Raw genomic sequence first — 26,920 nt, 5'->3', positions numbered from 1 at the left:
GTGGTTGCGCGGCATTTGGTGGTGGTGCATGGGGTGCGGCGGTTGTTGTTGGTGAGTCGTCGTGGTGGTGATGCGCCGGGTGCTGGGGTGTTGTCTGCGGAGTTGGTGGGGTTGGGGGCGGAGGTTTCGTGGGCGGCGTGTGATGTGGGGGATCGTGGGGCGTTGCGGGGGGTGTTGGCGGGTGTTTCGGGTGAGTATCCGTTGAGTGGGGTGGTGCATACGGCGGGTGTGGTGGATGACGGTCTGGTGTCGGCGTTGTCTGCGGAGCGGTTGGCTGGTGTGTTGCGGCCGAAGGTGGATGCTGCGTGGAATCTGCATGAGTTGACGGCTGGGTTGGGGTTGTCGGCGTTCGTGTTGTATTCGTCGGTGGCGGGTTTGTTGGGGACGGGTGGTCAGGGGAATTACGCGGCGGGGAACTCGTTTCTGGATGTGTTGGCGCGGTATCGGCGTGGGCTCGGTCTGCCGGCCACGTCCCTCGCCTGGGGCCTCTGGGAGGAGTCCAGTGCGCTGAGCGGTGGACTCGACGAGGTCGACCGCAAGCGGATGACCCGGATGGGGTTGCGTGCGCTGAACTCGACGGAGGCGATGGCGCTGTTCGATGCCGCGGTGGCCTCGGACGAGCCGGTCCTCGCGCTCACCCGGATCGACACGGCCGCCCTGCGCGCCCCGGGCGCCGAGGTCCCGCCCCTGCTCCGCGCCCTCGTCCCGCCGCCTAGGCGCCGGGCGGCCGACCACGGCGCCGCATCCGGGCTGGCCGACCGGCTGGCCGCACTCTCGCCGCTCGAACGGCAGCAGGTGCTCCTCGACCTGGTGCGCGGTGAGGTCGCCGGTGTGCTCGGCCACGCTGACCGGGCGGCGATCGAGGTGGGGCGGGCGTTCCAGGAGATGGGCTTCGACTCGCTGACCGCCGTCGAGCTCCGCAACCGGATCAACACCGCCACCGGTCTCAAGCTGCCGGCCACCCTCACCTTCGACCACCCCAGTCCGTCCGCCCTCGCGCTCCACCTGGAGGCCGAACTCTCCACAGCAGGCACTGGCAGTAAGGGAATTGAGGCCGTCGCTCCGTCCGACGAGCCGATCGCGATCGTCGGGATGGCCTGCCGCTATCCGGGTGGGGTGCGATCCCCCGAGGACCTGTGGCGCTTGGTGCTCGCGGGTACGGACGCGGTCAGCGGCTTTCCGGAGAACCGGGGTTGGGATCTGGAGGGTCTGTACGACCCGGACCCGGAGCGGGTCGGTCACAGCTACACGCGCTCCGGCGGGTTCCTGCACGATGCCGATCTGTTCGACGCCGAGTTCTTCGGGATGTCCCCGCGCGAGGCGCTCGCCACCGACCCCCAACAGCGGCTGCTGCTGGAGACCGCCTGGGAGACGGTGGAGAGCGCGGGGCTCGACCCCGAATCGCTGCGGGGCAGCCGGACCGGTGTCTACACCGGGGTGATGTACCGCGACTACGGGACGACGGTGCAGAACGTCCCGGACGAGTTGGAGGGCTACCTCGCCGGGGGCAACGCCGGCAGTGTCGCCTCCGGGCGGGTCTCCTACACGCTCGGCCTGGAGGGGCCGGCGGTGACGGTGGACACGGCGTGTTCGTCGTCGTTGGTGGCGTTGCACCTGGCGGCGCAGGCGTTGCGGCAGGGCGAGTGCGATCTGGCGCTGGCCGGTGGGGTGACCGTGATGTCGACTCCCCAAGCCTTCGTGGAGTTCTCCCGGCAGCGAGGTCTCTCAACCGACGGTCGCTGCAAGCCCTTTGCCGCCGCTGCGGATGGTACGGGGTGGAGTGAGGGTGTGGGGCTGCTGTTGGTGGAGCGGCTTTCGGATGCGCGGCGTCATGGGCATCGGGTGTTGGCGGTGGTGCGGGGGAGTGCGGTCAATCAGGACGGTGCGTCGAATGGGTTGACGGCTCCGAATGGTCCGGCGCAGGAGCGGGTGATTCGTCAGGCGTTGGCGAGTGCGGGGTTGTCGGCGGTGGATGTGGATGCGGTGGAGGCGCATGGGACGGGGACGACGCTGGGTGATCCGATCGAGGCGCAGGCGTTGATCGCGACGTATGGTCAGGGGCGTTCGGGGGAGCGGCCGTTGTGGTTGGGGTCGTTGAAGTCGAACATCGGTCACAGTCAGGCGGCAGCTGGCGTTGGTGGTGTGATCAAGATGGTGCAGGCGATGCGGCACGGTGTGCTGCCGCGGACGTTGCATGTGGATGAGCCGTCGCCGCACGTGGACTGGAGCGCGGGTTCGGTGGCGCTCCTGACGGAGCAGCAGCTGTGGCCGGAGACCGGTGCACCGCGCCGGGCCGCCGTCTCCTCCTTCGGCTTCAGCGGCACGAATGCGCACGTGATCGTGGAGCAGGTGCCGTCCCCGGAAACCGAGTTGTCGACGGAGCCGACCGGCCCGGGGGTCGTGCCGTGGGTGGTGTCGGGGCGTTCGCCGGAGGCGGTGGCGGACCAGGCGCGGCTGCTGCTGCCGGTGGCCGAGAGCGCTCGGCCGCTCGATGTCGGCTTCTCGCTGGCCACCGGGCGTGCCGCGCTCGAACACCGGGCGGTCCTGGTCGGTGGCGATCGGGATGAACTCCTCGCTCGACTCCGTGAGTTGGCCCAGCACGGTGACATCGCTGCGCGGGTGTCGGGTGGGTCGGCGTTCCTGTTCACGGGGCAGGGTGCGCAGCGGGTGGGCATGGGGCTGGAGTTGGCTGCTGCGTTCCCGGTGTTCGGGGCGGCGTTCGATGCGGTGTGTGCGGAGTTGGACGGTGTGCTGGGGCGGTCGTTGCGTGAGGTGATCGCTTCGGGTGTGGGGTTGGACCGAACGGGGTTCGCGCAGCCGGCGTTGTTCGCGGTGGAGGTGGCGCTGTTCCGGTTGCTGGAGTCGTGGGGTGTGCGGCCGGACTTCCTGGTGGGGCATTCGATCGGTGAGGTGGCCGCCGCGCATGTGGCGGGTGTGCTGTCGCTGGCGGATGCGGCGGTGCTGGTGGCTGCGCGGGCGCGGTTGATGCAGGCGTTGCCGGGTGGTGGTGCGATGGTGGCGGTGCAGGCGTCGGAGGCGGAGGTGCTGCCGCTCCTGCTCGATGGAGCGGAGATCGCGGCGGTGAACGGGCCGTTGGCGGTGGTGGTCTCGGGCGACGAGGGTGCGGTGCTGGCGACGGCGGAGCTGCTGGCGGCGCGGGGTCGGCGGACGAAGCGGTTGACGGTCAGTCATGCCTTCCACTCCGCTCAGATGGACGGGATGCTCGCCGAGTTCGGCCGGATCGTGGCCGGGCTCGACTTCCAGCGGCCCCGCATCCCGATCGTCTCCACCCTCACCGGCCTCCCGGCCGACGAGGACCGGCTCCGCACCGCGGACTACTGGGTCCGCCAAGTCCGGCAACCCGTACGATTCCTGGACGCCGTCCGTACCCTCGCCGAGCAAGGGGTGACGTCGCTGGTCGAACTGGGGCCGGACGCGGTCCTCACCGGGCTCGCCGAGGAGATCCTCGACGACCTGGCCGCCGACGGGGCCGCGAGCGCCGGACCCGCTGCGGTCGCGTTGCTCCGTCGGGACCGTCCGGAGGCCGCGAACCTCCTCGGTGCGGTGGCCGATCTGCACGGCCGGGGGCTTCCGGTGGACTGGTCGGCGTACTTCGCCGGTACCGGCGCCCGGCGGATCGACCTGCCCACCTACGCCTTCCAGCACCGCAGCTTCTGGCTGGGCTCGACCGGCGCCGGGGCGTCCGCCGATGCCGCCGGGCTCGGGCTCCGGGCGACGGGGCATCCGCTGCTGGGCGCGGGGGTGGTGGTCGCGGGTCTGGACGAAGTGCTGTTCACCAATCACCTCTCGGTGTCGCAGCACCCCTGGCTGGCCGACCGGGCCGTCCTCGGCTCGGTGGTGCTGCCGGTGTCCGCGATGGTCGACCTGGCCCTGCGAGCCGGCCAGGAGGTCGGTAGCACGACGCTGGAGGAGCTCTCGCTGCGCGCGCCGCTCGTCCTGCCGGAGGGCGGTGGCGGGCAGCTCCAGCTGAAGGTCGGCGCGCCGGACGGAGCGGGCCTCCGCAGCCTCGCCGTCCACTTCCGCGCGGACGGGCAGGCCGACTGGACCCTGCACGCCGAGGGGCGGCTCGGGGTCGGCGGGCCGGACGCCTCCGACCTCGGTGCCGTCCCCCCGGCGGTGCCGTCGGTCCCGGTCGGCGTGCCGGAGGAGCACCGGGCGGACGCCTCGCACTACGGCCTGCACCCCGAGCTGTGGGAGGCGGCGCTGCGGGGCGGGGTGACACCGGGCGGTGACGGTACGACCTCGCTGCCCGCCGAGTGGCGCGGCGTCCGGCTGTACGCGGCCGGCGCCTCGGTGGCCCGGGCCCGGCTGACCACGACCGGCCCCTCGGTCATGGCCGTCCAACTCCTGGACGAGGAGGGCCGGTTGATCGCCGAGGCGGAGTCGGTCGGGTACCGCGAGGTGGCCGACGCCGAGTTCGCCCTCGGCCCCGGGCCGCTGATGCGGGTCGACTGGACCCCGGCCCTGCTGCCGGAGCCCGGCGCACCGGTCGGATGGGTGGGCCTGGCGGGTGCCCCTGCGGTGGCCGGGGAGGTGTACGCCGACGTGGCCGAGGTCGCCGCCGCGCTGGAGCGGGGGGCCGGGTTCGACGCGGTCCTCGCCGCACCGGAGCCGGACCCGGGCGGTCCGGTCCCGACCGCCCACCACGCGAGCGCAGCGGCGCTGGCGCTGGTGCAGCAGTGGCTGGCCGAGGAGCGACTGGCCGATGCCCGGCTGGTGATGGTGACCGAGCATGCGGTGGCGGTCGGCGTCGACGACGTGGTGGACCCCGGTGTCGCGGCGGTCCGGGGCCTGCTGAGGTCCGCCCAGTCGGAGGCACCCGGGCGGATCGTGCTGATCGACGTGGACGACGCGGCGCAGCTCGAACCGGCGGTGCTGTCGGCCGTGCTGGCCTCGGGCGAGGAGCAGGTGGCGCTGCGGTCCGGCACGGCACACCTGCCCAGGCTGGAGCGCCTCACGGACCGTCAGGCCGACTCGCAGGCCGACCGGTCGGCCGCGCTCGCGGACGGGACCGTGCTGATCACCGGCGGCACCGGCACGCTCGGCGCGCTGTTCGCCCGGCACCTGGTCACCCGGTACGGGGCCCGGCACCTGCTGCTGGTCAGCCGCCGGGGCGAACGGGCAACGGGGGCACAGGAGTTGGCGGCCGAGCTGGCCGGTCTCGGGGCGAGCAGCGTCACCCTCGCCGCCTGCGACGTGGCGGACCGCGCCGCGCTCGCGGAGCTGCTGGCCGCGGTCCCGGCCGAACGTCCGCTCACCGCCGTCGTCCACACGGCCGGGATCCTGGACAACGCCCTGGTCGGCGGACTCTCCGCCGCACGGCTGGCGGACGTCCTGTGGTCCAAGGCGGATGCGGCCTGGCACCTGCACGAGCTGACCCGGGAGTCGGAGCTCGCGGCCTTCGTGCTGTTCTCCGCGACGGCGGGGGTGCTCGGCAGCCCCGGCCAGGCCAACTACGCGGCGGCGAACGCCTTCCTGGACGCGCTCGCCCAGTACCGCCGGGGCTTGGGCCTGCCCGGCACCTCGCTCGGCTGGGGTCTGTGGGCCGGCGGGGAGGGGATCAACGGGCAGCTCGGCGAGGCCGACCGGCTCCGCGTCGCCCGGGAGGGCTTCGGGGAGGTGACGCCCGAGCTGGGCACGGCCTGGTTCGACGCCGCGCTCGGCCACGAGAGCGCCGCCCTGCTGGCCGTCCCGCTGCACCCCGCCGTGCTCACCGGAGGGGCCGTGCTCCCCGCAGGGGCCGGGGGTGCCGGCGAGCACCTCAGCCCGCTGCTGCGCGGCCTGGCCGCCGGCCCGGCGCGGCGTGCCGCGCGGGCGGTGCCGGCCCCGCCCGAGGCCCTGGGCAGCCGGCTGGCCGGGCTCGGCGAGGCGGAGCGCCACGAGGCGGTCCTGGCGGTCGTCCGGGGGGTGGTGGCCACCGTGCTGGGGCATGCCGAGGCCGGCGCCGTCGGGGCCGACCGGTCCTTCCAGGAGCTCGGCTTCGACTCGCTGACCAGCGTGGACCTGCGGAACCGGCTGAACGCGGCGACCGGCCGCAGGCTGCCCGCCACGGTGGTCTTCGACCACCCGAGCCCGGCGGCGCTCACCTCGCACCTGCTGCGGCTGCTGGCCGAGGAGGCCGGTGCGGGTGACCGGCGGCCGGTGCTCGCCGAACTGGACGACCTGGAGGCCGCGTTGGCCACAGCCGCCCCGGAGGCGGTGGACCAGCCGGCCGTCCTGGCCCGGCTCCGCACCCTGCTGTCGCGGCTCACCGAGAGCGCCGCGCCCGAGGAGGCGGCGGCCGGACCCGACTTCGAGAGCCGACTCGAAGGTGCTTCGGCGGACGACATCTTCGCCCTCATCGACACCGAGTTCGGCCCGTCCGGGAGCTGACCGCCCCGGGCGACAACCCTGCCCAGCCACGCTTCTGACGCACAAGGAGATGCGGTACCACATGTCGAACGAAGAGAAGCTGGTCGAGTACCTGAAGCGGGTCACCGCCGACCTGCAGAAGGCCCGCCGCCGGGTCGCCGATCTGGAGGCCGGCCGGGAGGAGCCGATCGCGATCGTCGGGATGGCCTGCCGCTATCCGGGCGCGGCCTCGGCGGACGCGCTCTGGCAGCTCGTGCTGGACGAGGCCGACGCGATCACCGACTTCCCGACCGACCGTGGCTGGGACCTGGCCGGGCTCTACGACGCGGACCCGGCGAAGGCCGGCAAGACCTACATCAGGCAGGGCGGATTCCTGGACGGCGCGGGCGAGTTCGACGCCGCCTTCTTCGGGATATCGCCGCGCGAGGCGCTCGCCATGGACCCGCAGCAGCGGGTGCTGCTGGAGACCGCGTGGGAGGCCCTGGAGCAGGCCGGGATCGACCCGGCCGGGCTGAAGGGCACGAACACCGGGGTCTTCGCCGGTCTGGTCGAGCAGAGCTACCTCGACCTGGACGCCCCCGAGGAGTTCGAGGGCTACCAGATGACCAGCAAGCTCAGCAGCATGGCCAGCGGCCGGATCGCCTACACCCTCGGCCTGGAGGGCCCGGCGGTCTCGGTCGACACGGCCTGCTCGTCCGCGCTGGTGGCACTGCACCTCGCGGCCCAGTCGCTGCGGTCGGGCGAGTCGTCGCTCGCGCTGGCCGGTGCCACCTACGTGTCCGCCCACCCGGGCGGCTACCTCGACGGGGCCCGGCAGCGGGCGCTGGCGCCCGACGGCCGGTGCAAGCCCTTCGCGGCGGCGGCGGACGGCATCGGCTGGTCCGAGGGCGTCGGCGTGCTGGTGGTGGAGAAGCTGGCCGACGCCCGGCGCAACGGGCACCGGGTGCTGGCACTGGTCCGTGGCACGGCCGTCAACCAGGACGGCGCGTCCAACGGCCTGACCGCCCCGAACGGACCCTCGCAGGAGCGGGTGATCCGGACGGCGCTGGCCGCCGCCAAGCTCACCACCGCCGACGTGGACGTGGTCGAGGCGCACGGCACCGGCACCCGGCTCGGCGACCCGATCGAGGCGCAGGCGCTGCTGGCGACCTACGGGCAGGGCCGGCCGGAGGGCCGCCCGCTCTGGGTCGGCTCGGTGAAGTCCAACATCGGCCACGCGCAGGCGGCGGCGGGCGTCGGTGGGGTGATCAAGATGATCCAGGCGATGCGCCACGGCGTGCTGCCCCGGATGATCAACCTGGACGAGCCCAGCCCGCTGGTCGACTGGTCGGCGGGCGACGTCCGACTGCTGGCCGAGGCCCGGCCCTGGCCCGAGACCGGCGCGCCGCGCCGGGCGGCGGTCTCCGCCTTCGGCGCCAGCGGGACCAACGCCCACGTCATCCTGGAGCAGCCGCCCGCCGAGGAGGCCGGAGAACCGGAGGCGCCCACCCGGACGGACGGGCTGTACCCGTACCTGCTCTCGGGCCGGACCCCGGAGGCGTTGCGGGACCAGGCCCGGCGGCTGGCGGCCTTCCTCGACCGCGAACCGTCCGCCCGCCCCGTCGACCTCGCGCTCTCGCTCGCCACCACCCGCACGGCGCTGGAGCACCGGGCGGTGCTGGCTCCCGGGGACCCGGAGGGCCTGCGGGCCCTGCTGGAGGCCGTCGCTGACGGTGCGTCGGCCCCCGGGCTGGTCCAGGGACGGGCGGGGGAGGTCGGTCGCACGGTCTTCGTGTTTCCCGGCCAGGGCAGCCAGTGGGCCGCGATGGGGGAGCAGCTGCTCGCCACCTCGCAGGTCTTCGCCGAGCGGATCGCCGACTGCGAGCGCGCCCTGGCGCCCTACCTGGACTGGTCGGTCGAGGACGTCCTGCGCCGCCGCGACGGCGCCCCCTCGATCGAGCGGCTCGACGTCGTGCAGCCGGTGCTGTTCGCCGTGATGGTCTCGCTGGCCGCACTCTGGCGCTCCTGCGGGGTGGAGCCCGCCGCCGTGATCGGCCACTCGCAGGGCGAGGTGGCGGCCGCCTGCGTGGCGGGGGCGCTCTCGCTGGACGACGCCGCCCGGGTGGTGACCCAGCGCAGCCGGCTCGCCCTCTCGCTCCAGGGCGGCGGCGGCATGGGCGCGGTCGCCCTGCCCCGGGCCGAGGTGGCCCGGCGGCTGGAGCAGTGGGACGGCAGGCTGTCCATCGCGGTGGTCAACGGCCCGAGTTCGGTCCTGGTCGCGGGCGACCGCGAGCTGCTGGCCGAGTTCCTCGACCAGTGCACGGCGGACGGCGCCCGGACCCGCCGGTTCGCCACCGACTTCGCCTCGCACTCCGCCCAGGTCGAGCCGGTCCGGGACGAACTGCTCGCCGTGCTGGCCCCGATCGCCCCGCAGCCCGGTGACATCCCGTTCTTCTCCACCGTCACCGGCGACTGGGTGGACGGCGCCGCACTCGACCCGGCGTACTGGTACTCCAACCTGCGCAGGCCCGTCGAGTTCGAGAACGCGGTCCGCGTGCTGGCCGAGCAGGGCCACCGGGTGTTCGTGGAGATCAGCCCGCACCCGGTGCTCACCTCCGCCCTCCAGGAGATCGCCGAGGACGCCGTCGTCACCGGCACCCTCCGCCGCGACGAGGGCGGCCCGGAGCGCTTCCTCTCCTCGCTCGGCGAGCTGCACGTCCGGGGAGTGGCCGTCGACTGGGCGGAGCTGTTCGCCGGGACCGGTGGCCGCCCGGTCGAGCTCCCCACCTACGCGTTCCAGCACGAGCGGTACTGGTTCGCGCCGGGCTCGGCGACCGTCGACGCCGCCGGGCTCGGGCTGGCCCCGACCGGCCACCCGCTGCTCGGGGCCGCCGTGGCGGTGGCCGGCTCGGAGGAGTTGCTCTTCACCACCCGCCTCGCCGCCCACACCCACCCCTGGCTGGCCGAGCATCTGGTCGGCGGCTCCGCCGTCGTCCCGGCCGCCGTCCTGGTGGAGCTGGCCGTCCGGGCCGGGGACGAGTGCGGCAGCTCCGTCCTGGACGAACTCGCCCTGCCCGCACCGCTGGTGCTGCCGCCCGACGGCGGGCTGCACCTCCAGCTCAAGGTGGGCGCACCGGACCCGACCGGGCGCCGCAGCCTCACCGTCCACGCCCGGCCGGACCAGGGCGAGGGCGGCTGGAGCGAGTACGCCCGGGGCACCCTCGCGGCGCGCGGCCCCGGCGAACCCTTCGCGCTGACCGAGTGGCCGCCCGCCGGAGCCGAGCCGGTCGACCTCGACGGGGCCTACCAGCGGCTGGCGTCGCGCGGCCTGACGATCGGTCCGCAGCTCCGGGCGCTCACCGCGCTCTGGCGCGAGGGCGAGGACCTGTACGCCGAGCTGGACCTCCCGGAGCCGGCCCGGTCGGAGGCCGCCGCCTTCGGCCTGCACCCGGCGCTGCTGGACGCGGCCCTGCACGCCGCCCTGCTGGACGCGGCGCCGCCCGGCCGGCGGGCGGACCAGGACCCGGCCGACCGACCCGCGACCACCGTCGTCGAGTGGGGCCGGACCCGGCTCTACGCGACCGGTGCCACCACCCTGCGCGCCCGGCTCGGCACGGCGCCCGACGGCAGCCGCACGCTGCGCCTGGCCGACCGGAGCGGCCGGCCGGTCGCCGCCGTCGACGGGCTGACGCTGCACCGGGCGGAGCCCGTCGCGCCGCACGTCCGGCAGGCCCGGGACGCGGTCTTCCACCCGGTCTGGGAGCCGATCGCGCTCGACGCGCCGGCCGCGGCGCCGCGCTGGGCCGCGCTGGCGGCGGCGGACGGCATCGCCGGGCTGGCGGCGGCCGTCCGGGCCGGTGAGCACCTCGACGCGGTCCTGCTGCGCCAGGAGCCGGACCGGGGCGCCGACGTGGTCACCGCCGCGCACCAGGGTGCCCGGCGGGTGCTGACCCTGCTTCAGCAGTGGCTGGCGGAGGACCGGTTGGCCGACGTCCCGCTGGTGGTGACCACCCGGGGCGCGGTGGCCGCGACGGCCGACGGGGGCGTCACCGACCCCGCCTCGGCGACCGTGTGGGGGCTGCTGCGCTCGGCACAGTCCGAGCAGCCGGGACGGGTGGTGCTGGTCGACCTCGATCCGGCCGTCACGCCGGAGGCGACGGCACCGGAAGCCGCGCAGGAACAGGCCGCGCTCGACGCCGTGCTGGCCGCCGGTGAGCCGCAGGCCGCCATCCGGGCCGGCCGGGCGTACCTGCCGCGACTGCGGCGCGCCCCGGCGCCCGAGGCCGGTCGCGGTAGCGGGTCCGGGGCGTGGGACCCGGCGGGGACGGTCCTGGTCACGGGTGGCACCGGCACGCTCGGCGGGCTGTTCGCCCGGCACCTGGTGGTCGAGCACGGGGTGCGGCACCTGCTGCTCACCAGCCGCCGGGGCGAACGGGCCCCCGGCGTGGCCGAGTTGACCTCGGAGCTGACCGGGCTCGGTGCCCGGGTCACCGTCGCCGCCTGCGACACCGCCGACCGCGCGGCGCTGGCCGCCCTGCTGGCCGCGATCCCCGCCGACCACCCGCTCACCGGCGTCGTGCACGCCGCCGGCACCTCGGACGACGGGCTGATCGACGGGATGACGGCGGAGCGGCTGAGCTCGGTGCTCCGTCCGAAGGTCGACGCGGCCTGGCACCTGCACGAGCTGACCCGCGACCTCGGCCTGTCCGCCTTCGTCCTGTTCTCCTCGCTCGCCGGAGTGATCGGCGGTGCCGGTCAGTCGAACTACGCCGCCGCCAACACCTTCCTGGACGCGCTGGCCGAGCACCGCGCGGGCCTCGGGCTGCCGGCCACCTCGGTGGCCTGGGGCCTGTGGGCCCAGACCGGCAGCATGGGAGAGCACCTCGACCAGGCCGACCTGGACCGCATCGCGCGGGCCGGCTACCCGCCGATCGTCTCCGAGCAGGGGCTCGCGATGCTCGATCTCGCCCTCGGGCTGAGCCGGGCGAGCGCGGTGGCCGCCCCGCTGGACCTGCAGGCGCTGCGCGAGCAGCCCCGGCCGGCCCCGGCGGTGCTGGCCGGGCTGGTCCGGCGGCCCGTCCGACGGGCGGCCCGGAACGACGAGGGCGCCGAGGCCGCCGTCCTCGCCTTGGCCGGGCTGACCGAGGCGGAGCAGCACCAGCACCTGGTGGCCCTGCTGCGGACGGAGGCGGGCGCGGTCCTCGGACACCCCGCCCCGGACGCCCTGGACGCCGACCAGCCGTTCGGCGAGCTCGGCTTCGACTCACTGACCGCCGTCGAACTCCGCAACCGGCTGGGCCAGTTGACCGGACTCCGGCTGCCCACCACGCTGGTCTTCGACCACCCCACGCTCAACGCCCTGGCCGAACGGCTGCGCCCCGAACTGCTCGGCGCGGACGGCCCGGCGGTGGAACGGGCCGCGCAGCACGGTGACTTCGGTGCCGAGATCCGGCTCGCCGACGACATCCGACCCGCCGCGGAGGTGCTCCACACCGTCGAGGATCCGGCCGAGGTCCTGCTCACCGGCGCCACCGGCTTCCTCGGCGCCTTCCTGCTGCGCGACCTGATGCGCACCACCCGGGCCAGGGTGCACTGCCTGGTGCGCGGCACGGACCGCGCCGAGGCCACCGCCCGGCTGCGGGCGAGCCTGGAGTGGTACCGGCTGTGGGAGGAGGTGGACGAGGACCGGCTGTCGGTCGTGGTCGGTGACCTCGGCCTGCCCGGCCTGGGCCTGACGCCGGAGCTGTTCGACGAGCTGGCCCGCAGCGTGGACGCCGTCTACCACCCCGGCGCGATGGTCAACTGGGTCCAGCCGTACGCGATGCTCAAGCCCGCGAACGTGCTGGGCACGGAGGAGATCCTCCGGCTGGCGGCCCGGCACCGCACGGTGCCGGTGCACCACGTCTCCACCCTCGGCGTCTTCGTCGGCCAGGACACCGGCGGCGCCCCGCTGCGGGTGACCGACCCGACCGGCCCGGGCGAGACCCTGCCGACCGGGTACACCCAGAGCAAGTGGGTGGCCGAGGAGATCATCGGTCTGGCCCGCGAACGCGGTCTGCCGGTCTCGGTCTACCGGGTCGACCTGATCGCCGGGGACCAGCGCAACGGCGCCTGCCAGACCAGGGACTTCGTCTGGCTCAGCCTGAAGGGCCTGATCCAGGCCGGGGCGGTCCCGGCCGGGCTGGCGGTGGACTTCCACCTGACGCCGGTGGACTACGCCAGCTCCGCGATCCTCGCCGTCTCCCGCAACCCGGAGGCCGCGGGCGGCACCTTCCACGTCTGCAACAACAGCGGGCTGGGCTTCCCCGCCGTCGTGGACCGGCTGCGGGCCGCCGGCTACCGGCTGGACGAGCTGGACTGGGACACCTGGCGCAGCCGGGTGCTGGCCGACCCGGACAACGCGATGGTCCCGCTGTTCGACGCCTTCGAGTACATGGCGGCGAGTCCGGAGACCTTCTACCCGGCGATCGACGACACCGAGACCCGGAAGGCGCTGGCCGGGACCGGCATCGAATGCCCGGAGGCGGGAGTCCGGCTGTTCGACAAGCACGTCGAGTTCTTCGTCGGCACCGGCTACTTCCCGGAGGTGTCCGCAGCGGACCGCTGAGGTGGCGGACCGCTGAGTCCTCAAGGGGCGAGCACAGGAGGCGCCGGCCGTCAGACGGCCGGCGCCTCCTGCCGTCCCACGGGGTGTCAGTTCCGAACGGACAGGCGCTCCCGGCCCCAGACGCCGAGCGGCTTCAACGCCTCGTCAAGTGCCACGCCGTCCTTGGTCAGTGAGTACTCCACCCGCAGCGGAGCCTCCTCGTACGTCTCCCGCAGCACGATCCCGTCCGCCTCCAGCTCCCGCAGCTGCTGGATCAGCACCTTCTCGCTGACTCCCGGGACCTGCCGCCGGAGGTCGCCGAACCGCCGGGCCTGGTGGCGCAGCGCCCAGAGGATCAGCACCTTCCACTTCCCGCTGATGACTTCCATCGCGGAGTCCAGACCACAGTGTGTCGGTCTCGCCCGAACGCTCATAGTCCCACCCCTGCCATCTCGCCGGTTCGATCCCGACCGGCCCGTTACGGTGTGCGCTCCAGCGTAACTCAGCGGCATCGAGGGTGACATGCACGGGCGGCAGCCGTCGCCATTGCGGTGAAAGGCTCGTTCGCGAGAGAACCAGCCCGGGCGGAGCCGCCGGGTCGGGGTGCTGCGGTCAGGCCGCCGGCAGCGCTACCGCCGTCAGGACCAGCCCGCCGTGGGCCAGCCAGCGCCCCGGGAGCACGGTCGGCCCCGGCCCGTCGCCCGGGCCCGGCACCGGGTCCGGCACTGGGCCTGTCACTGGGCCCGTCATCGGCCCGGGGACGAGCAGGCGGGCCTCGAAGGTCCCCCGGGCCCGGTCCACGGTGATCAGCGCCTGGTCGAAGTCCAGCCGACGGCGGGTCAGCGGGAACCACGCCTTGTAGACCGCCTCCTTGGCGCTGAACAGCAGCCGGTCCCAGGCGACGCCGGGGTGCGAGTCGGTCAACTGCCGGACCCACACCCGCTCCGCGGGGAGCGAGACCGCTTCGAGCACCCCGTCCTTGAGGGCGGCGTTGGGTTCGGCGTCGATGCCGATCGCGCGGACGTCACGGGCGAGCCCGAGCGCGGCGGCCCGGTACCCGGTGCAGTGCGTCATGCTCCCCACCACGCCCGCCGGCCACAGCGGTTCACCGTGCTCGCCGACCGGGACCGGTGCGGCGGGCAGCCCCAGCCGCTCCATCGCCCGCCGCGCACAGGCACGGACCGTCGCGTACTCCGCCTGCCGTCCGGCCACCGCCTTGGCGACGGCGGCCCGCTCGGCCGGGTACAGCTCCGAGCCCGGCGTGTCCACGGTGCTGTCCACCGCCGCCACGGCCTCGCCGAGGATGCGCTCGATCACGGGTCACCGTCCTGCCGGGACGGCGGTGCCCGCCGCTCCGTTCGTGGTCATCCCGTCACCCTAGCGACCGTGACCCCGCCGCACCCTGACGTTCCGTCAGGGGTGACGCTCCTCACCCGCCGCCCCGGCCGTCAGCGTCGGCCGACTCCGTCCATCGGGGTGAGGAGTGCCCGGCTGACCATGCCGACCGAGCCGGAGAGGGTGTCGGTGAAGGCGCCCCGGACGAAGGGGATGCCGCGCAGCTCCCAGAGCGCCAGGGTGCTGGCCCAGGCGGCGTCCCGGGCCCGGCCGATGCTCCAGACGCCGATGACGTGCAGGAGCGGATCGGCGAGGTCCACCTCGTCCGGACCGCCGAGGAGTTCGTCACGGACCTGGTCCTCGACCTGGGCCAGCAGGGCGTTCACCCGCTGGTAGTCGCGCTCGATCCCGGACGGCTCCCGGCCGAGGGTGCGGCAGGTGTCCACCACCGAGAGCGGGAGGTCGTTCTCGATGTGCGCGTTCATCCCGGCGAGGGCGAACTGGAGCGGGTGCACGCCCCGGTGGCCGCGCAGGTCGAACAGCGGTCGCCAACAGGCCGCCGGGCGCCCGCCGGTGGCGGCGGTGTCCACGGCCGCGAGGTAGCGGGCCGCGAAGCGGGCGTCCAGCTCCGCCATGAAGACGGGATCGTCGAAGAACCCGGCGGTGATCCGCTGCCCGATCAGCTCGGTGACGGACAGGTACATCGCGTTGAACACCCCGACCCCGTCACCCTCGGGCAGCTCCCGCTGCAACTGCCGCATCCGTTCGATGACCTGGTCGACCGTCAGGGTCGGTTGGCTTGCCATGCACTCAGCATGCCTGCTGGGGAGTGTGCCGTGGAATGGGCCAATGCCGTGAGGCGCAGGGCATCGCGCGCTGGCGGATCTGACCTATAGAGGGGGATTCATGGTGGTTCGGGGGCGACCGAGACCCTGGTGAAGGGTCAGGCTAGGGTGTTCGAACACATATCGCGATCGCACAGCGGGGGGACCGTGGCTATCGAGCTGCCCGGCGAGTTGGTCTGGGTGATGGACCTCATCGGCTTCAACTGGCCGGAGGTGAACGAAGACAAGGTGCGGGAGTTCGCGGATCAGGTCCGCAGGTTCGCGACGGACATCGACGGCACGCACCAGACGGCCACGTCGGTCATTCGGCAGATGGCCGAGCACTATCAGGCGGACTCCTACCAGAGACTGGTGGATCGCTGGACCGCGATGTCCTCCGACCACATGGACGAGTTGGTCCAGATATGCAACGCCTCTGCCATCGTGCTGGATGTGGCTGCGGATGCCATCGTGGCGGCCAAGATTGCCGTCATCACCCAACTCGGAATCGCCGCGGCCGAGCTGGCCGCGGCCACCGCCGCGTCGGTCGCCACCCTGGGCGTCGCCGCTGCTGCGGAGGTGGCTCTGATCGAGGTGCAGAAACGAATCATCAACGCCATCCTGCGGGAGGTCGAGGAGCAGGTCATCGGCATGCTCGTCGCACAGGCGGTCGACCCGCTGGTCGCCGTGGTCGAGCGTGCCGCGACCGGCCTGGTGTTCCGAGGTGTGCAGGCCGCCGTCAACGGGGTTGCCTCGGGCGGCGGCGGCAGCGGTGACGGGTTCAGGGTCAATCCGCAGGAACTGCTCCGCTGCGCCGCCATGCTCGATGAGCATGCCGATCAGGTGGCCGCCCACGCCCGAGCGTTTGCCGGTGCTACCTCGGGGGTGTCGTTCAGTTGAGCAATCCGATCGCCAAGGCGTTGGAAGAGGCAGCCCAGAAGATTGGCAAGACGCTGAGCCAGGAGGCGGGCCGAGCCGTCAGTGACATGTACCAGCAAGCTGGTCAGGGCGCCCAACAGGTCGTCAAGCACATCGTCGATGCCGATGACGCGCACAAACGCGAGATCATCGCCCTCGCTGAGAAGATCGCGAAGAACCACGGCGAGATCGGCCCCGGTGCCCGTGGCCGGATCAAGCGTCAGGCCGCAGCGCGGACCGAAATCGCCGGCCACTTCGGAGTCCGGGGAGACTACGACGCAGAGATGGTCATCCCGAGGTCGCGCTATCCGGAGTCGGCCGACCACATCGAGCAGGCTCAGCAGGGACAGATTTGGCGCGGCGACCGATCGAGGCAAGGACCGCCCAAGCCGTCGATCCTGACCATCGACCGGCCCGGTGCTGACGACAATCGGGATGATTCGCTGCGCGGCATTGCCACCCGGCCGCCGGACGACCGCGATGAGTACCCACCGGCGATGTACAAGGAGGGCGGAAAGGGGGCCAGCGTAAAGTACATACCCAGCAGTGACAACACTGGTTCGGGCTCGAGTATGGGGAGTGCTGTCCGGGGCCTACCCGAAGGAGCGCGGGTCAGGGTCAGGGTCAGACATTAGCTATGAGAGGACCGTCATGAACGTCGCTGAGGCGCTCATCTCCAGTGCCCGCCAAGGGCGGTTCGACGAGACCCTTCCGGACCTGGTGAGACTCGCGACGCGGTCGGACGGTGACCGCGATGAGGCGTGGGAAGCTGCTGCCGCTGCCGTTCAGGTGCTTTCGTGGCGTGATCGGTTCGCCGAGGCAGCGGACCTCGTCGAAGCGCTGATCCTTCGGGACGGCTCACTGGGTGGTGAACTGTGTGACCAGGACGTGCCGTTCAGTACGATCTTCCTGGCGGCGGAGCTGTACGCCGATCAGCCGGCCCGGCCCCGACTGCTCGCTGCGGCTGACCGCATGCCTCAGGACTGCGTACTGGCAGGGGACCTGACCTGGCTGGCCGACGAGGTGACGAGACGTCCACTGGAGGAGCTCCTGCCGAGCTACTTCGACTGGGGTGGTTCCTCGCGGCCTCTGGACGGCCAGGTCGAGAGTCTGGCCGTCCAGGGCTTCGACACGCTGGACAGCGGCGCCCGACACGCCCTCTGGCAGGGCCTGACCAACGCCAACGATTTCGAGCGGGCCCATCAGGTCGCCGAGTCCGCAGGTGCGGTGCCGGATCGGTACGCCTCGTGCCTGTGGATGGCCGGATGGTACGCGACCCAGGGCGACCTCCTCCGTGGTGAGAGGATGCTCTTGGCGGCTCGTGAGCGATGGTGGCCCTACAAGGCCTGGGATGCCGTTCCGGATGACCCGGTCCTCCAACCAGCCCTGCGCCTGGTCGTGACGGACCGGGTGCGAGAGCAGTACCTGACGCGGCCGATCGGCCCTGAAGCAGCGGAGAAGAAGGAATGACGCAGAGCGCGCTCGAGCAGCTGATGGGCCGGGCCCGCGGTCCGATGGGCCCGGAGATCGAACTCGACTTCGGCGTGGAGAGCGGGCCGCTGGTCGAGCTCGGCCGGGTCATCACGCGGATGAACGGCTTCTTCCTGTTCAACGGTGGCGTCCAGGTCTTCCGGGTCGGCGACGAGGGCCTCGGCCACGACCTCCTCGCCTGGAACACGGACGAGCTGTGGAAGGACTCCTACAACGGGCTCGCGGACGACCTGTTCTGCTTCGGGCAGGACCTCTTCGGTGCGCAGTTCGCGGTCATGGGCGGCACCGAGGTGGTCCGGTTCGACCCCGAGACGGCCGAGGTGGCCGTGATCGGCACCAGCCTGGAGGAGTGGGCGGCCTGGCTGCTCTCCGACCCGGATGTGAACGGGGTGAATGCCTTCTCGTACGCCTTCCAGCAGGAGAATGGTGCGCTCGAGCCGAACGAGCGCTTGATCCCGCTGCAGTTCTTCGTCATGGGTGGCACGTACGAGTTCGACAACCTGGTGGTCAAGGACGCCGCGGTCGCCATGCGGATCCGGGGCCCGGTCGCGCAGAAGGTCCACGGCGCGCCGGACGGTGCGACCATCCGACTGGCCACGGACTGACCCCGAGAGGTGGCGGGGCGCCGGGGTTGTGGGCCGGCGCCCCGAGGCAGGTTGCGGGTGGGGCCGTCAGCCCAGCATCACGCCGAGGTCCCGGGCCAGGGACTCCAGGCCGTAGCGGGAGACGTGGTCGGCGTTGGCGAGGTCGATGGTGCGCAGGCCCTCGGAGCTGAGGCGCTCGTTGACCTCCTCCAGGTGCTGCTGGACCAGCTGCTTCTCGGCGTCGGTGGTGCGGCCCTTGTGCGGGCGGCCGGCGTGCTCCAGGCTCGCGTAGTTGACCCGTTCCCGGGTGCCCGCCGGGGCGGTCTGCTGGCTCGGGATGCCGGCGGAGGCGACCCGCTTGGCGCCGCGCAGCACCTCGGCCATCGGCGTCGCCACGGCCAGGCGGTCGAACACCCCGGCCTCCATCACCACCGTCTCCGGCCGCTCGCTGCCCGGCCGGTACAGCTCCACCGTCACCAGGTCGAGCGCCAGCTCCTCCACCGGGGCCAGCTCCTCGGCGAGCGCCTCGATCTCGACTGGACCGTCCGTCAGCTCCGGGTGGTCCCGCACCACGATCCGCACCAACGCGCCGTCGTCCTCGACGTGCTTGCCGGTCAGGTCCGAGAACCGGATGATCTTCTGGCCCATGTCTGCACTGCCCCTCGTATGACCTCGTATGACGGATGATCAGCCGAGAGCCTACGCCCACCCCCACCGGAGAACGGACCCCTCGATGGCCGACCGCCCCCACGTCCTGCTGAGCGTCGCCACCTCGATCGACGGGTGCATCGACGACACCTCGCCGCAGCGGCTGCTGCTGTCCAACGCGGCGGACTTCGACCGGGTGGACCAGCTGCGGGCCGAGTCGGACGCGATCCTGATCGGCGGGAACACCGTGCGCACCGACGATCCCCGACTGCTCGTCAACAGCCCGGCCCGGCGGGCCGCCCGGGTGGCGGCGGGGAAGCCGGAGCACCCGCTGAAGGTGACCGTCACGGCGGGCGGGGAGCTGGGGCCGGAGCTGCGGTTCTGGCACTCCGGGGGCGGGAAGGTGGTCTACACGACGGACGCGGGCGCGGCCCGGCTGCGGCCGGTGCTGGCCGGTACGGCCGGTCTGGCCGAGGTGGTGGGGCTCGGGGAGACCGTGGACTTCGGGCCGATGCTGGACGACCTGGCGGAGCGCGGGGTGCGGCGCCTGATGGTGGAGGGCGGGGGCCGGATCCACACGCAGTTCCTCGCGCAGGGCCTGGCCGACGAGGTGCAGTGGGCGGTGGCGCCGTTGCTGGTGGGGGAGGCGGCGGCGCCGAGGTTCGTCCACCCGGCGGAGTTCCCGGGCGGGAGCACCCGGCGGATGCGGCTGCTCGGCGCGAGCACGGTCGGGGATGTGGTGCTGCTGCGGTACGCGCCGAAGGAGGGGGCGCTCGGGTGAGGCCCGTGGGCGGTGAGGTTGGCTGGCGGTGAGGCCTGTGGGCGGTGAGGCAGCGGGGGAGGGGCGCGGCCGGCGCGGACCTGGGGGCGGCGTGGTGCGGGCGGTGGAGCAGAATCGGGGCTGCGGGGGTCAGAGCTGGCTCCCGCTCCGTACGGACCGACAGGACACCGCCGATGACTTCGCTCGCTCTCCCCGGACCGCTGGTCGACGTGCACTGGCTGGCCGGGTGCCTCGGGCACCCCGACCTGGTGGTGCTGGACGTGCCGGTCGGGGAACGGCCCGAGGGGGTGCAGCCGATCCGCGGGGCCGGGGTGTTCGACCTGGAGGGGGCCTTCTCGGACCACGGTGACCCGCTGCCGCACACCATGCCCTCGGTGGAGCAGTTCACGTCAGCGGTACGGGAGTTGGGCGTCAACGACGACTCCACGGTGGTGGTCTACGACGGCACCGGCATCTACTCCGCCGCGCGGGCCTGGTGGATGTTCCGGGCGATGGGCTTCGACCGGGTCGCGGTGCTGGACGGCGGCCTGCCCGCCTGGGAGGCGGCCGGGCTGCCCCGTGGGGTGGCGGAGCGGCCGGTGGTCCCCGGCGACTTCACGGCCGCCCCGCGTCCGGGGCTGGTCGTGGACCGGGAGGTGGTGGGCGCGGCCCTGGCCGATCCGGACCGCGCGGTGCTGGACGCCCGGACGGCCGGGCGGTTCGCCGGGACGGCACCGGAGCCCAGGGAGGGTCTGCGCGGCGGCCACATGCCCGGGGCGTTCAACCTCCCGTTCGGCCGTCTTCAGGACGGCGGCCGGATGCGGTCGGCTGCGGAACTGCGGTCGCTGTTCGAGGAGTTGGTGGGCGAGCGGGAGGAGCTGGTGTTCAGCTGCGGCTCCGGGGTGACGGCCTGCGTGCTGGCCCTGGGCGCCGACCTGGCCGGGTACCGGCGGCTGGCGGTCTACGACGGTTCGTGGAGCGAGTGGGGCGCGCGGGCCGAGCTCCCGGTGGTGACGGGGGAGTGAGGCCGGCGGGACGGTGAGACCGGGGTGGGTCTGCGGCCGGAGGAGTAGGCCCAAGGGACCGGGCGTGCTGCGTCCGGTGGCCGATCCCGGGGTGCGGTGCCCGGGGCGACAGTATCGCCATGGACATCACCTCTGACTCCGCAAGCGTCCCCGTGGTCGTCCCCGCCGCCGAGGCCGTGACGGCCACTCCCGCCGGGGCCGACACCGTCGCCCGGGTGGCCGTCGTGACCGGGGCCTCCCGGGGCCTCGGTCTCGAGCTGGCCCGAGCGCTCGCCGAGGACGGCTGGAAGCTGGTCATCACCGCCCGGGGGGCCCTCGAACTGGCGGCAGTGCAGAAGGAGTTGGCCGGCCGCACCGAAGTCGTGGCACTGGCCGGATCGGTGGTGGACGACGACCACCGGGAGCGGCTGGCGGCGGCCGCCGCCGCGCTCGGCGGTGCCGAGCTGCTGGTCAACAACGCCTCCACGCTCACCGGCTACCCGCTGGCCGGGGCGCCACTGCCCAGGCTCGCCGACTTCCCGCTGCCCGGCCTGCTGGAGACCTTCGAGGTCAACGTGCTCGGACCGATCGCCCTGACCCAGCTGCTGCTGCCCCAACTCCGCTCCCACCACGGGGCGGTGCTCAACCTCTCCTCGGACGCCGCCGTCGAGGCGTACGCCGGCTGGGGCGGATACGGCGCGAGCAAGGCCGCCCTCGACCACGCCTCGGCGATCCTGGCCGAGGAGGAGCCCGCACTCCGGGTCTGGGCGGTGGACCCGGGCGACATGCGCACCGTGATGCACCAGGAGGCGTTCCCCGGCGAGGACATCTCCGACCGGCCGCTGCCGGCCACCGTGGTGCCCGCCTTCCGCGCCCTGCTGGCCGGCCGCCCCGACTCCGGCCGCCACCGTGCCGCCGACCTCGCCCCGGACGGCGCCGGCACGCCGACGACGGGAGGTCACTGATGGCCACCGCCACGGAGAGCGGACTCGACTTCACCGTCCCGGCCGAGCTGTCCGCCCGGGCACCGGCCGAGGCCCGCGGTCTGCACCGGGACGGGGTCCGGATGCTGGTCGGCCGCCGGAGCGGACTCGCCACCGAGCACCGGGTGTTCGCCGATCTCCCGCAGGTGCTGGAGCCGGGCGACCTGCTGGTGGTCAACAACTCCGCCACCCTGCCCGCCGCGCTGCCCGGACGGCTCCCCGACGGCGCGCCCGTCACCCTGCACCTCTCCTCCGCCCGGCCGGACGCCCGGGGCGCCCACCTGGTCGAGCTGCGCCGGCCGGGCGGTGGCGGATCGGAGTACTTCCCGCCCGAACTCTCGCCCGCCCGGCCCGGGTTGACCGTCACCCTGCCGGGCGGCGGCAGCGCCGAGCTGACCGGCCCGTACACCCCGCGCCTCTGGTACGCCCGGCTCGCCCTGCCCGCCCCGCTCGCCGGCTACCTGGCCGCCCACGGACGGGCCATCCGGTACGGCTACGTGGACCGGGACTGGCCGTTGAGTACCTATCAGACGGTCTTCGCGAGCGAGCCGGGAAGCAGCGAGATGCCGAGCGCGGCAAGACCGTTCACCGCCGAGACGGTCGCGCGGCTGGCCGCCCGGGGCGTGCTGCTGGCGCCGGTCACGCTGCACACCGGGGTGGCCTCACCGGAGCTCCACGAACGGCCCTACCCCGAGTGGTACCGCGTCCCGGCCGCCACCGCCCGGCTGGTCGGCCACGTCCGCGAGCACGGCGGCCGGGTGATCGCGGTCGGCACCACCGCCGTCCGGGCCCTGGAGTCCGCCACCGCCGAGGACGGCACCGTGCGGGCCGCCGAGGGCTGGACCGATCTGGTGGTCACCGCCGAGCGGGGCGTGCGCTGCGTGGACGGGCTGCTCACCGGCTGGCACGAGCCGCGCGCCTCGCACCTCGACCTGCTGGCGGCGGTGGCGGGCAGGCCGCTGCTCGAACGCTGCTACGCCGAGGCGCTCCAAGGACGGTACCTGTGGCACGAGTTCGGCGACGTGAACCTGCTGCTGCCGTGACGGAGGTCGAGGCCGAGGCCGAGGTGGTGGGGGTGGGGGTGGCAGTGGCGGCGCGTGGAGGGTCGCCGTGCGGGGGCGGGGCAGGCGACGGGCGGCGAGCGCGAACGCTGGGGCGGGCGGTGCGGCGGGCGGAACGGTCGCGCGGCCGGGGCCCGGACCGACGGTGCCGAGCGCGCCGATCCGGGCCCGGAGGGCTCCCGCTGTCGGTAGGCTGACGGTATGACGCCGGGTCAACAGGCAGGTCCGGCGACCCCACGAGGACCCGGGCCAGTGACGCACCCCTACACCCTGCGCATCGCCAAGCCCGTCGCCGCCGTGGTCGGCGACCTCGCCGTCCCGGCCCGCCGGGAGCTCCGGCAGGCCCTGCTGCGCGCCCAGGAGCACCCCTACGCCTGGCCGTCGGCGGACCGCTACGACCTCGACGACACCGTCCGGGTGGTCACCACCGCGCACGCCATCGTGCACTACGCGATCGTCCCGGCCACCCCGCACCTCTGGGCCTTCGCGATCACCGTGCTGTGATCGCCGGGGCGGAGGCTTGCCCCGGACTTCCGTGATCAGTATGGTCGTTCGTGTGACTACCGGGTCGGCCTTGGGCCACGCACGAGTGGGTTACCCGGCCTCGGCTTGAGCCCGAGGCGGGTCAGAGCCCCGCCACCTCGCTCCGTTTCCTCGCCTCCGGCGCGCCCTCCTGCGGCAGCGCCGTTCCTGAAGGACACCGAGAACGGAGACCACACCACCGATGACGCACATCCAGCTCAACCACACCGCCGTCTACGCCAGCGACCGCCAGGCGTCGGCCGAATTCCTGGCCACCGTCCTGGGGTTGGAGGTCGGCAACCCGTTCGGGCCGTTCCTCCCCGTGGACCTCGGCAACGACGTGACGCTCGACTACTACGAGAAGCGCGACGAGCCGGTGCAGGGCCAGCACTACGCCTTCCTGGTCCCCGACGAGGAGTTCGACGGCATCATCGCCCGCCTGGAGGCGGGCGGCGTCACCTACTACGCCAACCCCGACCACACCGACCCCGGCCGGGAGAACGCCTGGTTCGGCGGCCGGGGCGTCTACTTCGCCGACCCCGACGGGCACAACATGGAGATCATGACCCGGCCCTACGTCCGCTCGTAGGCCCTGGCCCGCCTCGTCGGACCGCCGGGCGTTCGGCGGCCCGACGAGGCGGGCCCTGCGGTGGTCAGGAGCTGACCACCTCCAGCACGGGCGGGTACGTCGGGTGGCTGCGGGCGTCGAGGTTGACGGCCAGGCCGACGGCGCCGAGCGGTTGCCAGAGGGCGAGGGTGAGGGCGGGGCGGCCCGGGGTGACGGCGGCCGTCACGTCCAGCGCGATCCAGTCGGGTGCGGTGGAGATCCGGCCGGTGCCCAGGGCCTGGGCCAGGGCGGGGGCGTTCGCCCAGGTGACGGTGGGTTCGGTCCAGTCGTCGCCTGCGGTGGCGAACGCCTGGAGGGTGGCCAGGGTGCCGCCGGAGTCGGCGACCGCGCCGTGCACCCAGAGGACCGCGCGGCGGACGGTGCCGGGGACGGCCGTGGTGTCGAACGCGAGCAGCGCGCGGCGGCCGAAGCCGCTGTCGGTGCTGTTGGTGTTCTTCACCGTGAGGGTGGTGGCGGTGCCGTAGTTGACGGTGGCGTAGGAGCCGTCGCGGACGAAGCTGTCCCGGGTCGGGGCGAGCAGCGTCGCGGTGGCGGCGGCCGGGGCGCCGGAGGCGGAGGAGAGGGTGACGGTGCGGCCGGCCCCCTGGGTGCCGCCGAGCTCCACCAGGAGGGTGACGGTGCCCTCGGTGCCCAGCACCTGGACGCCCGGGGCGGGCGCGACGGGGCGGCCGGTGCCGGTGAGGGTGACCGTCACGGTGGCGGACCGGCGGGACGGGTCGGCGACGGTGACGGTGCGGGTGGCGCCCTGGGTGCGGACCAGCACCGAGCACGGGGCGGAGGCGGTGACCGGCCCGGCGGTGCCGGCGGCGAAGAAGTTGGCGGCCGTGACGCCGGAGGCCGAGTCCGATATCGCCTGCACGGTGGGGGAGTTGGCCAGGGTGGTGACGGTCGGGGCGGCGGCCCGGGCGGCCGTGGCGGTGGCGCTCGCGCCGGGCAGCAGCTGGTACTCGTAGGTGGCGTCGGTGGGGTCGGTGCCGTGGTCGAACCAGAGGGTGAGGTAGCGCCGGGTGAGCTGCTCGGTGGAACCGTTGGTGTTGATGTCACGCCAACTGCCGGTGCGCGCCTCGCGCTTGGCGAGCAGACCGGTCCCGGCCGGGAGGACGTAGCCGCCGAAGCCGGAGACGGTGACGGCGCGGGCGCCGTCGAGGCGGCTGGACCAGCCGAGGGTGGCGGGCTGGGCGACGCCGTCCACGGTCAGGGTGTGGGTGCCGCCGGGGCCGAGGTTGCGGTTGTCGAGGACGGTCTCCACCCGGGCGCCGTCGGTGGAGCTGATGCCCGCGCCCAGGCAGACGATCGCATCGTCCAGCAGGAACCAGGACTTGCGCCCGGTGAGGGTGGAGGAGAGGCCGCGCAGGTCCTGGCCGACGGCGGCGTAGCTTCCGTCGGTGGCGCCGCCGGCCCAGACGGCGTCGGGGCGGGGCGCGCCCCAGGTGCCCCCGGCCGCGTCGGCGAGCGGCTTGGCGGAGACGGTGGTGCCGGGCAGGCGGTAGGGGTCGACGGTGGGCCAGAAGGCGTCCGAGTACTGCCCGTTGCCGAAGGTGGCGCCCCACCAGGAGAGCATGCCGTTGTTGCTGTGCCAGCCGCGCAGGTGCTCGCCGTTGCCGGTCTCGTAGAAGGTGGTGCGGGCCGAGCAGAGGCTCAGCGCGGCGGCCCAGCCGGCCCGGCGCACCACGGCGCGGTCCATCGCGAACACCCTGGCCCCGAGCGGCTCGGGGGAGGCGCTGGTGGAGGAGGACAGCAGCGCCTGGGCACGGGCCAGCTCGGGGACGTCCAGGTAGCCGTTCGAGAGGTAGGGGAGGTAGTAGTCGCGGGTCAGCCAGCCCTTGACGGCGGAGCGCCAGGCGGCGGACTGCGCGGCGGGGGCGGCGCCGGAGTCGGCCAGCCGGAGGATGTGGCCGATCAGGGTGTGGCCCCGGGTGTGGTCGTCCTGCTGGAGCTGGAACTGATCACCGCTCTGGCGGCCCCGGCTGACGGCCCGTCCGCTGACCGGGTCCATCACCAGGCCGTTGTAGAGGAACGGCGCGTAGGCGTCGGTGACGGCGTCGAAGACGTTCTGCCGGGCGGGATCGGAGACCTGCCAGGCCGAGCCGGCCAGCAGGGCGAAGAGCCGGCTGAGCCCGCCGAGCAGCACCTCGCCGTACGAACCGGTGTAGGGGACCCAGGTGTGCTGGACGAAGGAGCCGTCGGCGTACAGACCGTCGCCGGTCAACACGTACGGGAAGACCGGGGAGAGCGCGGTGGTCGCGGTGGCGAGCTTGGCGGAGGCGCGGCCGAGGATGCCGCGCAGGGCGAGGACGCGGCAGAGGTCCACCCGGTTGGCGCCGGTGCTGGTGCCGCTGTAGCCGGAGACCCGGGAGTCGGGGACCTGGCGGTCCACGGCGGCGAGGAGGGAGGTGAGCTGAGCGGGCGTCAGGCGGTCGTGGACCAGGACGCAGACGTCCAGCAGGGCCTGCGGGGTGCCGATCTGCCAGTCCCACCAGTTGCCGTAGGCGGTGGTGGTGGGGGTGTAGCCGCCGGAGGTGGTGTTGAGGTGGTTCAGCCCCGTGACGACGGCGGTGGCCAGGGCCGGATCGCCGGTCAGGCCGGTGCCCGGCTGCGCCCAGGCCAGGGCCATGGTGCGCAGGCGGGTGTGCGAGGCGGTGACGTTCGCCGAGTTGCTGCCCAGCGGGAGGTCGGGCCAGAGGGCGGTGGAGGTCGGGGCCATGCCCTGGAGCTGGGCGCGGGCTCGGTCGCCGAGGGCGGTCAGGGTGGTGGCGAAGGGAGCGGAGGCGGGGTCGAAGCCGGTGCCGGTGAGCAGGTCACGCCAGCGGAGCCGGAGGGTGTCGTAGGCATCGGTGGCGTTGGTGGCGTTGGCGGCGGCCCAGGCGGGGGTGGGGGCGGCGAGGGTCGGCAGCGAGGCGAGTACGGCGGTGGCGGGGCCGAGGGCGGCGAGTTGCAGCAGGCGGCGGCGGGAGAGCAGACCGGGCGGTGGGGTGGGTCGTGGGGTGGGGCGCTGCGGGGTGGTGGGCATGGTGGTGCGTCCTCCGGGGCGGTGGGGGCCGGGGCGGGACGACGGTAAGCGCTTACCTGAAGGGGCGTCAATGGCCTGGACGGGATGGGGTGAGCCCTTGGGGGGAAAGGCGGTAAGCGCTTACCGGGGTGACGGTTCAGCAGGCGCGCACCCGCGCAGCCGGACGCGGTCGCGCGGCCGGTGTCGGCGGTCGCCGTCGGAGGTGCCGGACGCGG

Annotated in this window: 16 protein-coding genes and 2 pseudogenes; 12 read left to right on the top strand and 6 right to left on the bottom strand. The window is 73.7% G+C overall.

Going from position 1 to position 26,920, the window contains the following annotated elements; genetic code table 11:
- Both ACIRBX_RS25795 and ACIRBX_RS25790 read left to right on the top strand, forming a co-directional pair.
- Nucleotides 1–6,393 (top strand): SDR family NAD(P)-dependent oxidoreductase (locus ACIRBX_RS25795; RefSeq protein ID WP_402299872.1); only part of this gene is annotated, 6,393 nt, incomplete at its 5' end.
- Nucleotides 6,394–6,454: 61 nt separating this feature from the next.
- Entirely contained in the window at nt 6,455–12,958 is a 6,504-nt protein-coding gene (locus tag ACIRBX_RS25790) for a type I polyketide synthase (RefSeq protein ID WP_402299870.1), read from the top strand.
- Between the two features lie 86 nt (nt 12,959–13,044).
- Here ACIRBX_RS25790 and ACIRBX_RS25785 read toward each other — a convergent pair whose 3' ends face one another.
- The 3 genes from ACIRBX_RS25785 to ACIRBX_RS25775 all read right to left on the bottom strand — a co-directional run bounded on the left by ACIRBX_RS25785 (nt 13,045) and on the right by ACIRBX_RS25775 (nt 15,078).
- Nucleotides 13,045–13,371: a winged helix-turn-helix transcriptional regulator gene (locus tag ACIRBX_RS25785; protein WP_402299869.1), complete on the bottom strand. Its 327-nt coding sequence runs from the start codon at nt 13,369–13,371 to the stop codon at nt 13,045–13,047.
- A gap of 178 nt (nt 13,372–13,549) precedes the next feature.
- Nucleotides 13,550–14,254, bottom strand: a complete 705-nt coding sequence (locus tag ACIRBX_RS25780) for a 4'-phosphopantetheinyl transferase (protein ID WP_402299867.1) — start codon at nt 14,252–14,254, stop codon at nt 13,550–13,552.
- 131 nt (nt 14,255–14,385) lie between these two features.
- Nucleotides 14,386–15,078 (bottom strand): DUF5995 family protein, encoded by a 693-nt coding sequence (locus tag ACIRBX_RS25775; protein WP_402299866.1) that lies wholly within the window; start codon nt 15,076–15,078, stop codon nt 14,386–14,388.
- Nucleotides 15,079–15,264: 186 nt separating this feature from the next.
- On the opposite strand from ACIRBX_RS25775, the gene ACIRBX_RS25770 reads away from it, so the two are divergent.
- From ACIRBX_RS25770 to ACIRBX_RS25755, 4 genes are read left to right on the top strand one after another with little or no spacing between them, the layout of a single operon-like run.
- Complete coding sequence (locus tag ACIRBX_RS25770) at nt 15,265–15,996, top strand: hypothetical protein (protein ID WP_402299864.1); 732 nt, start codon at nt 15,265–15,267, stop codon at nt 15,994–15,996.
- Nucleotides 15,993–16,649: a hypothetical protein gene (locus tag ACIRBX_RS25765; protein ID WP_402299863.1), complete on the top strand. Its 657-nt coding sequence runs from the start codon at nt 15,993–15,995 to the stop codon at nt 16,647–16,649. The genes ACIRBX_RS25770 and ACIRBX_RS25765 overlap by 4 nt, the downstream gene beginning before the upstream one ends.
- Nucleotides 16,650–16,665: 16 nt before the next feature.
- Complete coding sequence (locus ACIRBX_RS25760) at nt 16,666–17,484, top strand: hypothetical protein (RefSeq protein WP_402299862.1); 819 nt, start codon at nt 16,666–16,668, stop codon at nt 17,482–17,484.
- A complete protein-coding gene (locus ACIRBX_RS25755) occupies nt 17,481–18,110 on the top strand; it encodes an SMI1/KNR4 family protein (protein WP_402299860.1) in 630 nt (209 codons plus the stop codon). The genes ACIRBX_RS25760 and ACIRBX_RS25755 overlap by 4 nt, the downstream gene beginning before the upstream one ends.
- A gap of 66 nt (nt 18,111–18,176) precedes the next feature.
- On the opposite strand, the gene ACIRBX_RS25750 is transcribed toward ACIRBX_RS25755, so the two are convergent.
- Complete coding sequence (locus tag ACIRBX_RS25750) at nt 18,177–18,737, bottom strand: hypothetical protein (RefSeq protein WP_402299859.1); 561 nt, start codon at nt 18,735–18,737, stop codon at nt 18,177–18,179.
- 85 nt (nt 18,738–18,822) lie between these two features.
- Between ACIRBX_RS25750 and ACIRBX_RS25745 the strand changes: the two genes are divergently transcribed.
- The 6 genes from ACIRBX_RS25745 to ACIRBX_RS25720 all read left to right on the top strand — a co-directional run bounded on the left by ACIRBX_RS25745 (nt 18,823) and on the right by ACIRBX_RS25720 (nt 23,656).
- Entirely contained in the window at nt 18,823–19,518 is a 696-nt protein-coding gene (locus tag ACIRBX_RS25745; protein ID WP_402299858.1) for a RibD family protein, read from the top strand.
- Nucleotides 19,519–19,691: 173 nt separating this feature from the next.
- On the top strand, nt 19,692–20,522 hold the full coding sequence (locus ACIRBX_RS25740) for a sulfurtransferase (protein ID WP_402299857.1): 831 nt from the start codon (nt 19,692–19,694) through the stop codon (nt 20,520–20,522).
- A 119-nt stretch (nt 20,523–20,641) separates the two neighbouring features.
- Nucleotides 20,642–21,466 (top strand): SDR family NAD(P)-dependent oxidoreductase, encoded by an 825-nt coding sequence (locus tag ACIRBX_RS25735; protein ID WP_402299856.1) that lies wholly within the window; start codon nt 20,642–20,644, stop codon nt 21,464–21,466.
- A complete protein-coding gene (locus tag ACIRBX_RS25730; RefSeq protein ID WP_402299855.1) occupies nt 21,466–22,527 on the top strand; it encodes an S-adenosylmethionine:tRNA ribosyltransferase-isomerase in 1,062 nt (353 codons plus the stop codon). The genes ACIRBX_RS25735 and ACIRBX_RS25730 overlap by 1 nt, the downstream gene beginning before the upstream one ends.
- Nucleotides 22,528–22,797: 270 nt before the next feature.
- Nucleotides 22,798–23,049: a hypothetical protein gene (locus ACIRBX_RS25725; RefSeq protein WP_402299854.1), complete on the top strand. Its 252-nt coding sequence runs from the start codon at nt 22,798–22,800 to the stop codon at nt 23,047–23,049.
- 220 nt (nt 23,050–23,269) lie between these two features.
- The gene (locus tag ACIRBX_RS25720) at nt 23,270–23,656 is read left to right on the top strand and encodes a VOC family protein (RefSeq protein WP_402299852.1); all 387 of its coding nucleotides are present in this window, start codon (nt 23,270–23,272) and stop codon (nt 23,654–23,656) included.
- A gap of 64 nt (nt 23,657–23,720) precedes the next feature.
- On the opposite strand, the pseudogene ACIRBX_RS25715 reads toward ACIRBX_RS25720, so the two are convergent.
- Nucleotides 23,721–24,185, bottom strand: a pseudogene (locus tag ACIRBX_RS25715) (DNRLRE domain-containing protein); the annotation flags it as partial.
- Nucleotides 24,186–24,245: 60 nt separating this feature from the next.
- Nucleotides 24,246–26,705 (bottom strand): annotated as a pseudogene (locus ACIRBX_RS25710) (polysaccharide lyase 8 family protein); the annotation flags it as partial.
- Nucleotides 26,706–26,920 lie beyond the last annotated feature (215 nt).

Origin of the sequence: Kitasatospora sp. NPDC096147, assembly GCF_044763225.1 — a bacterium.
Classification (GTDB): Bacteria; Actinomycetota; Actinomycetes; order Streptomycetales; family Streptomycetaceae; genus Kitasatospora.
Note: the sequence above shows the minus strand (reverse complement) of the source record. Positions and strands in the feature narration are given on the sequence as shown.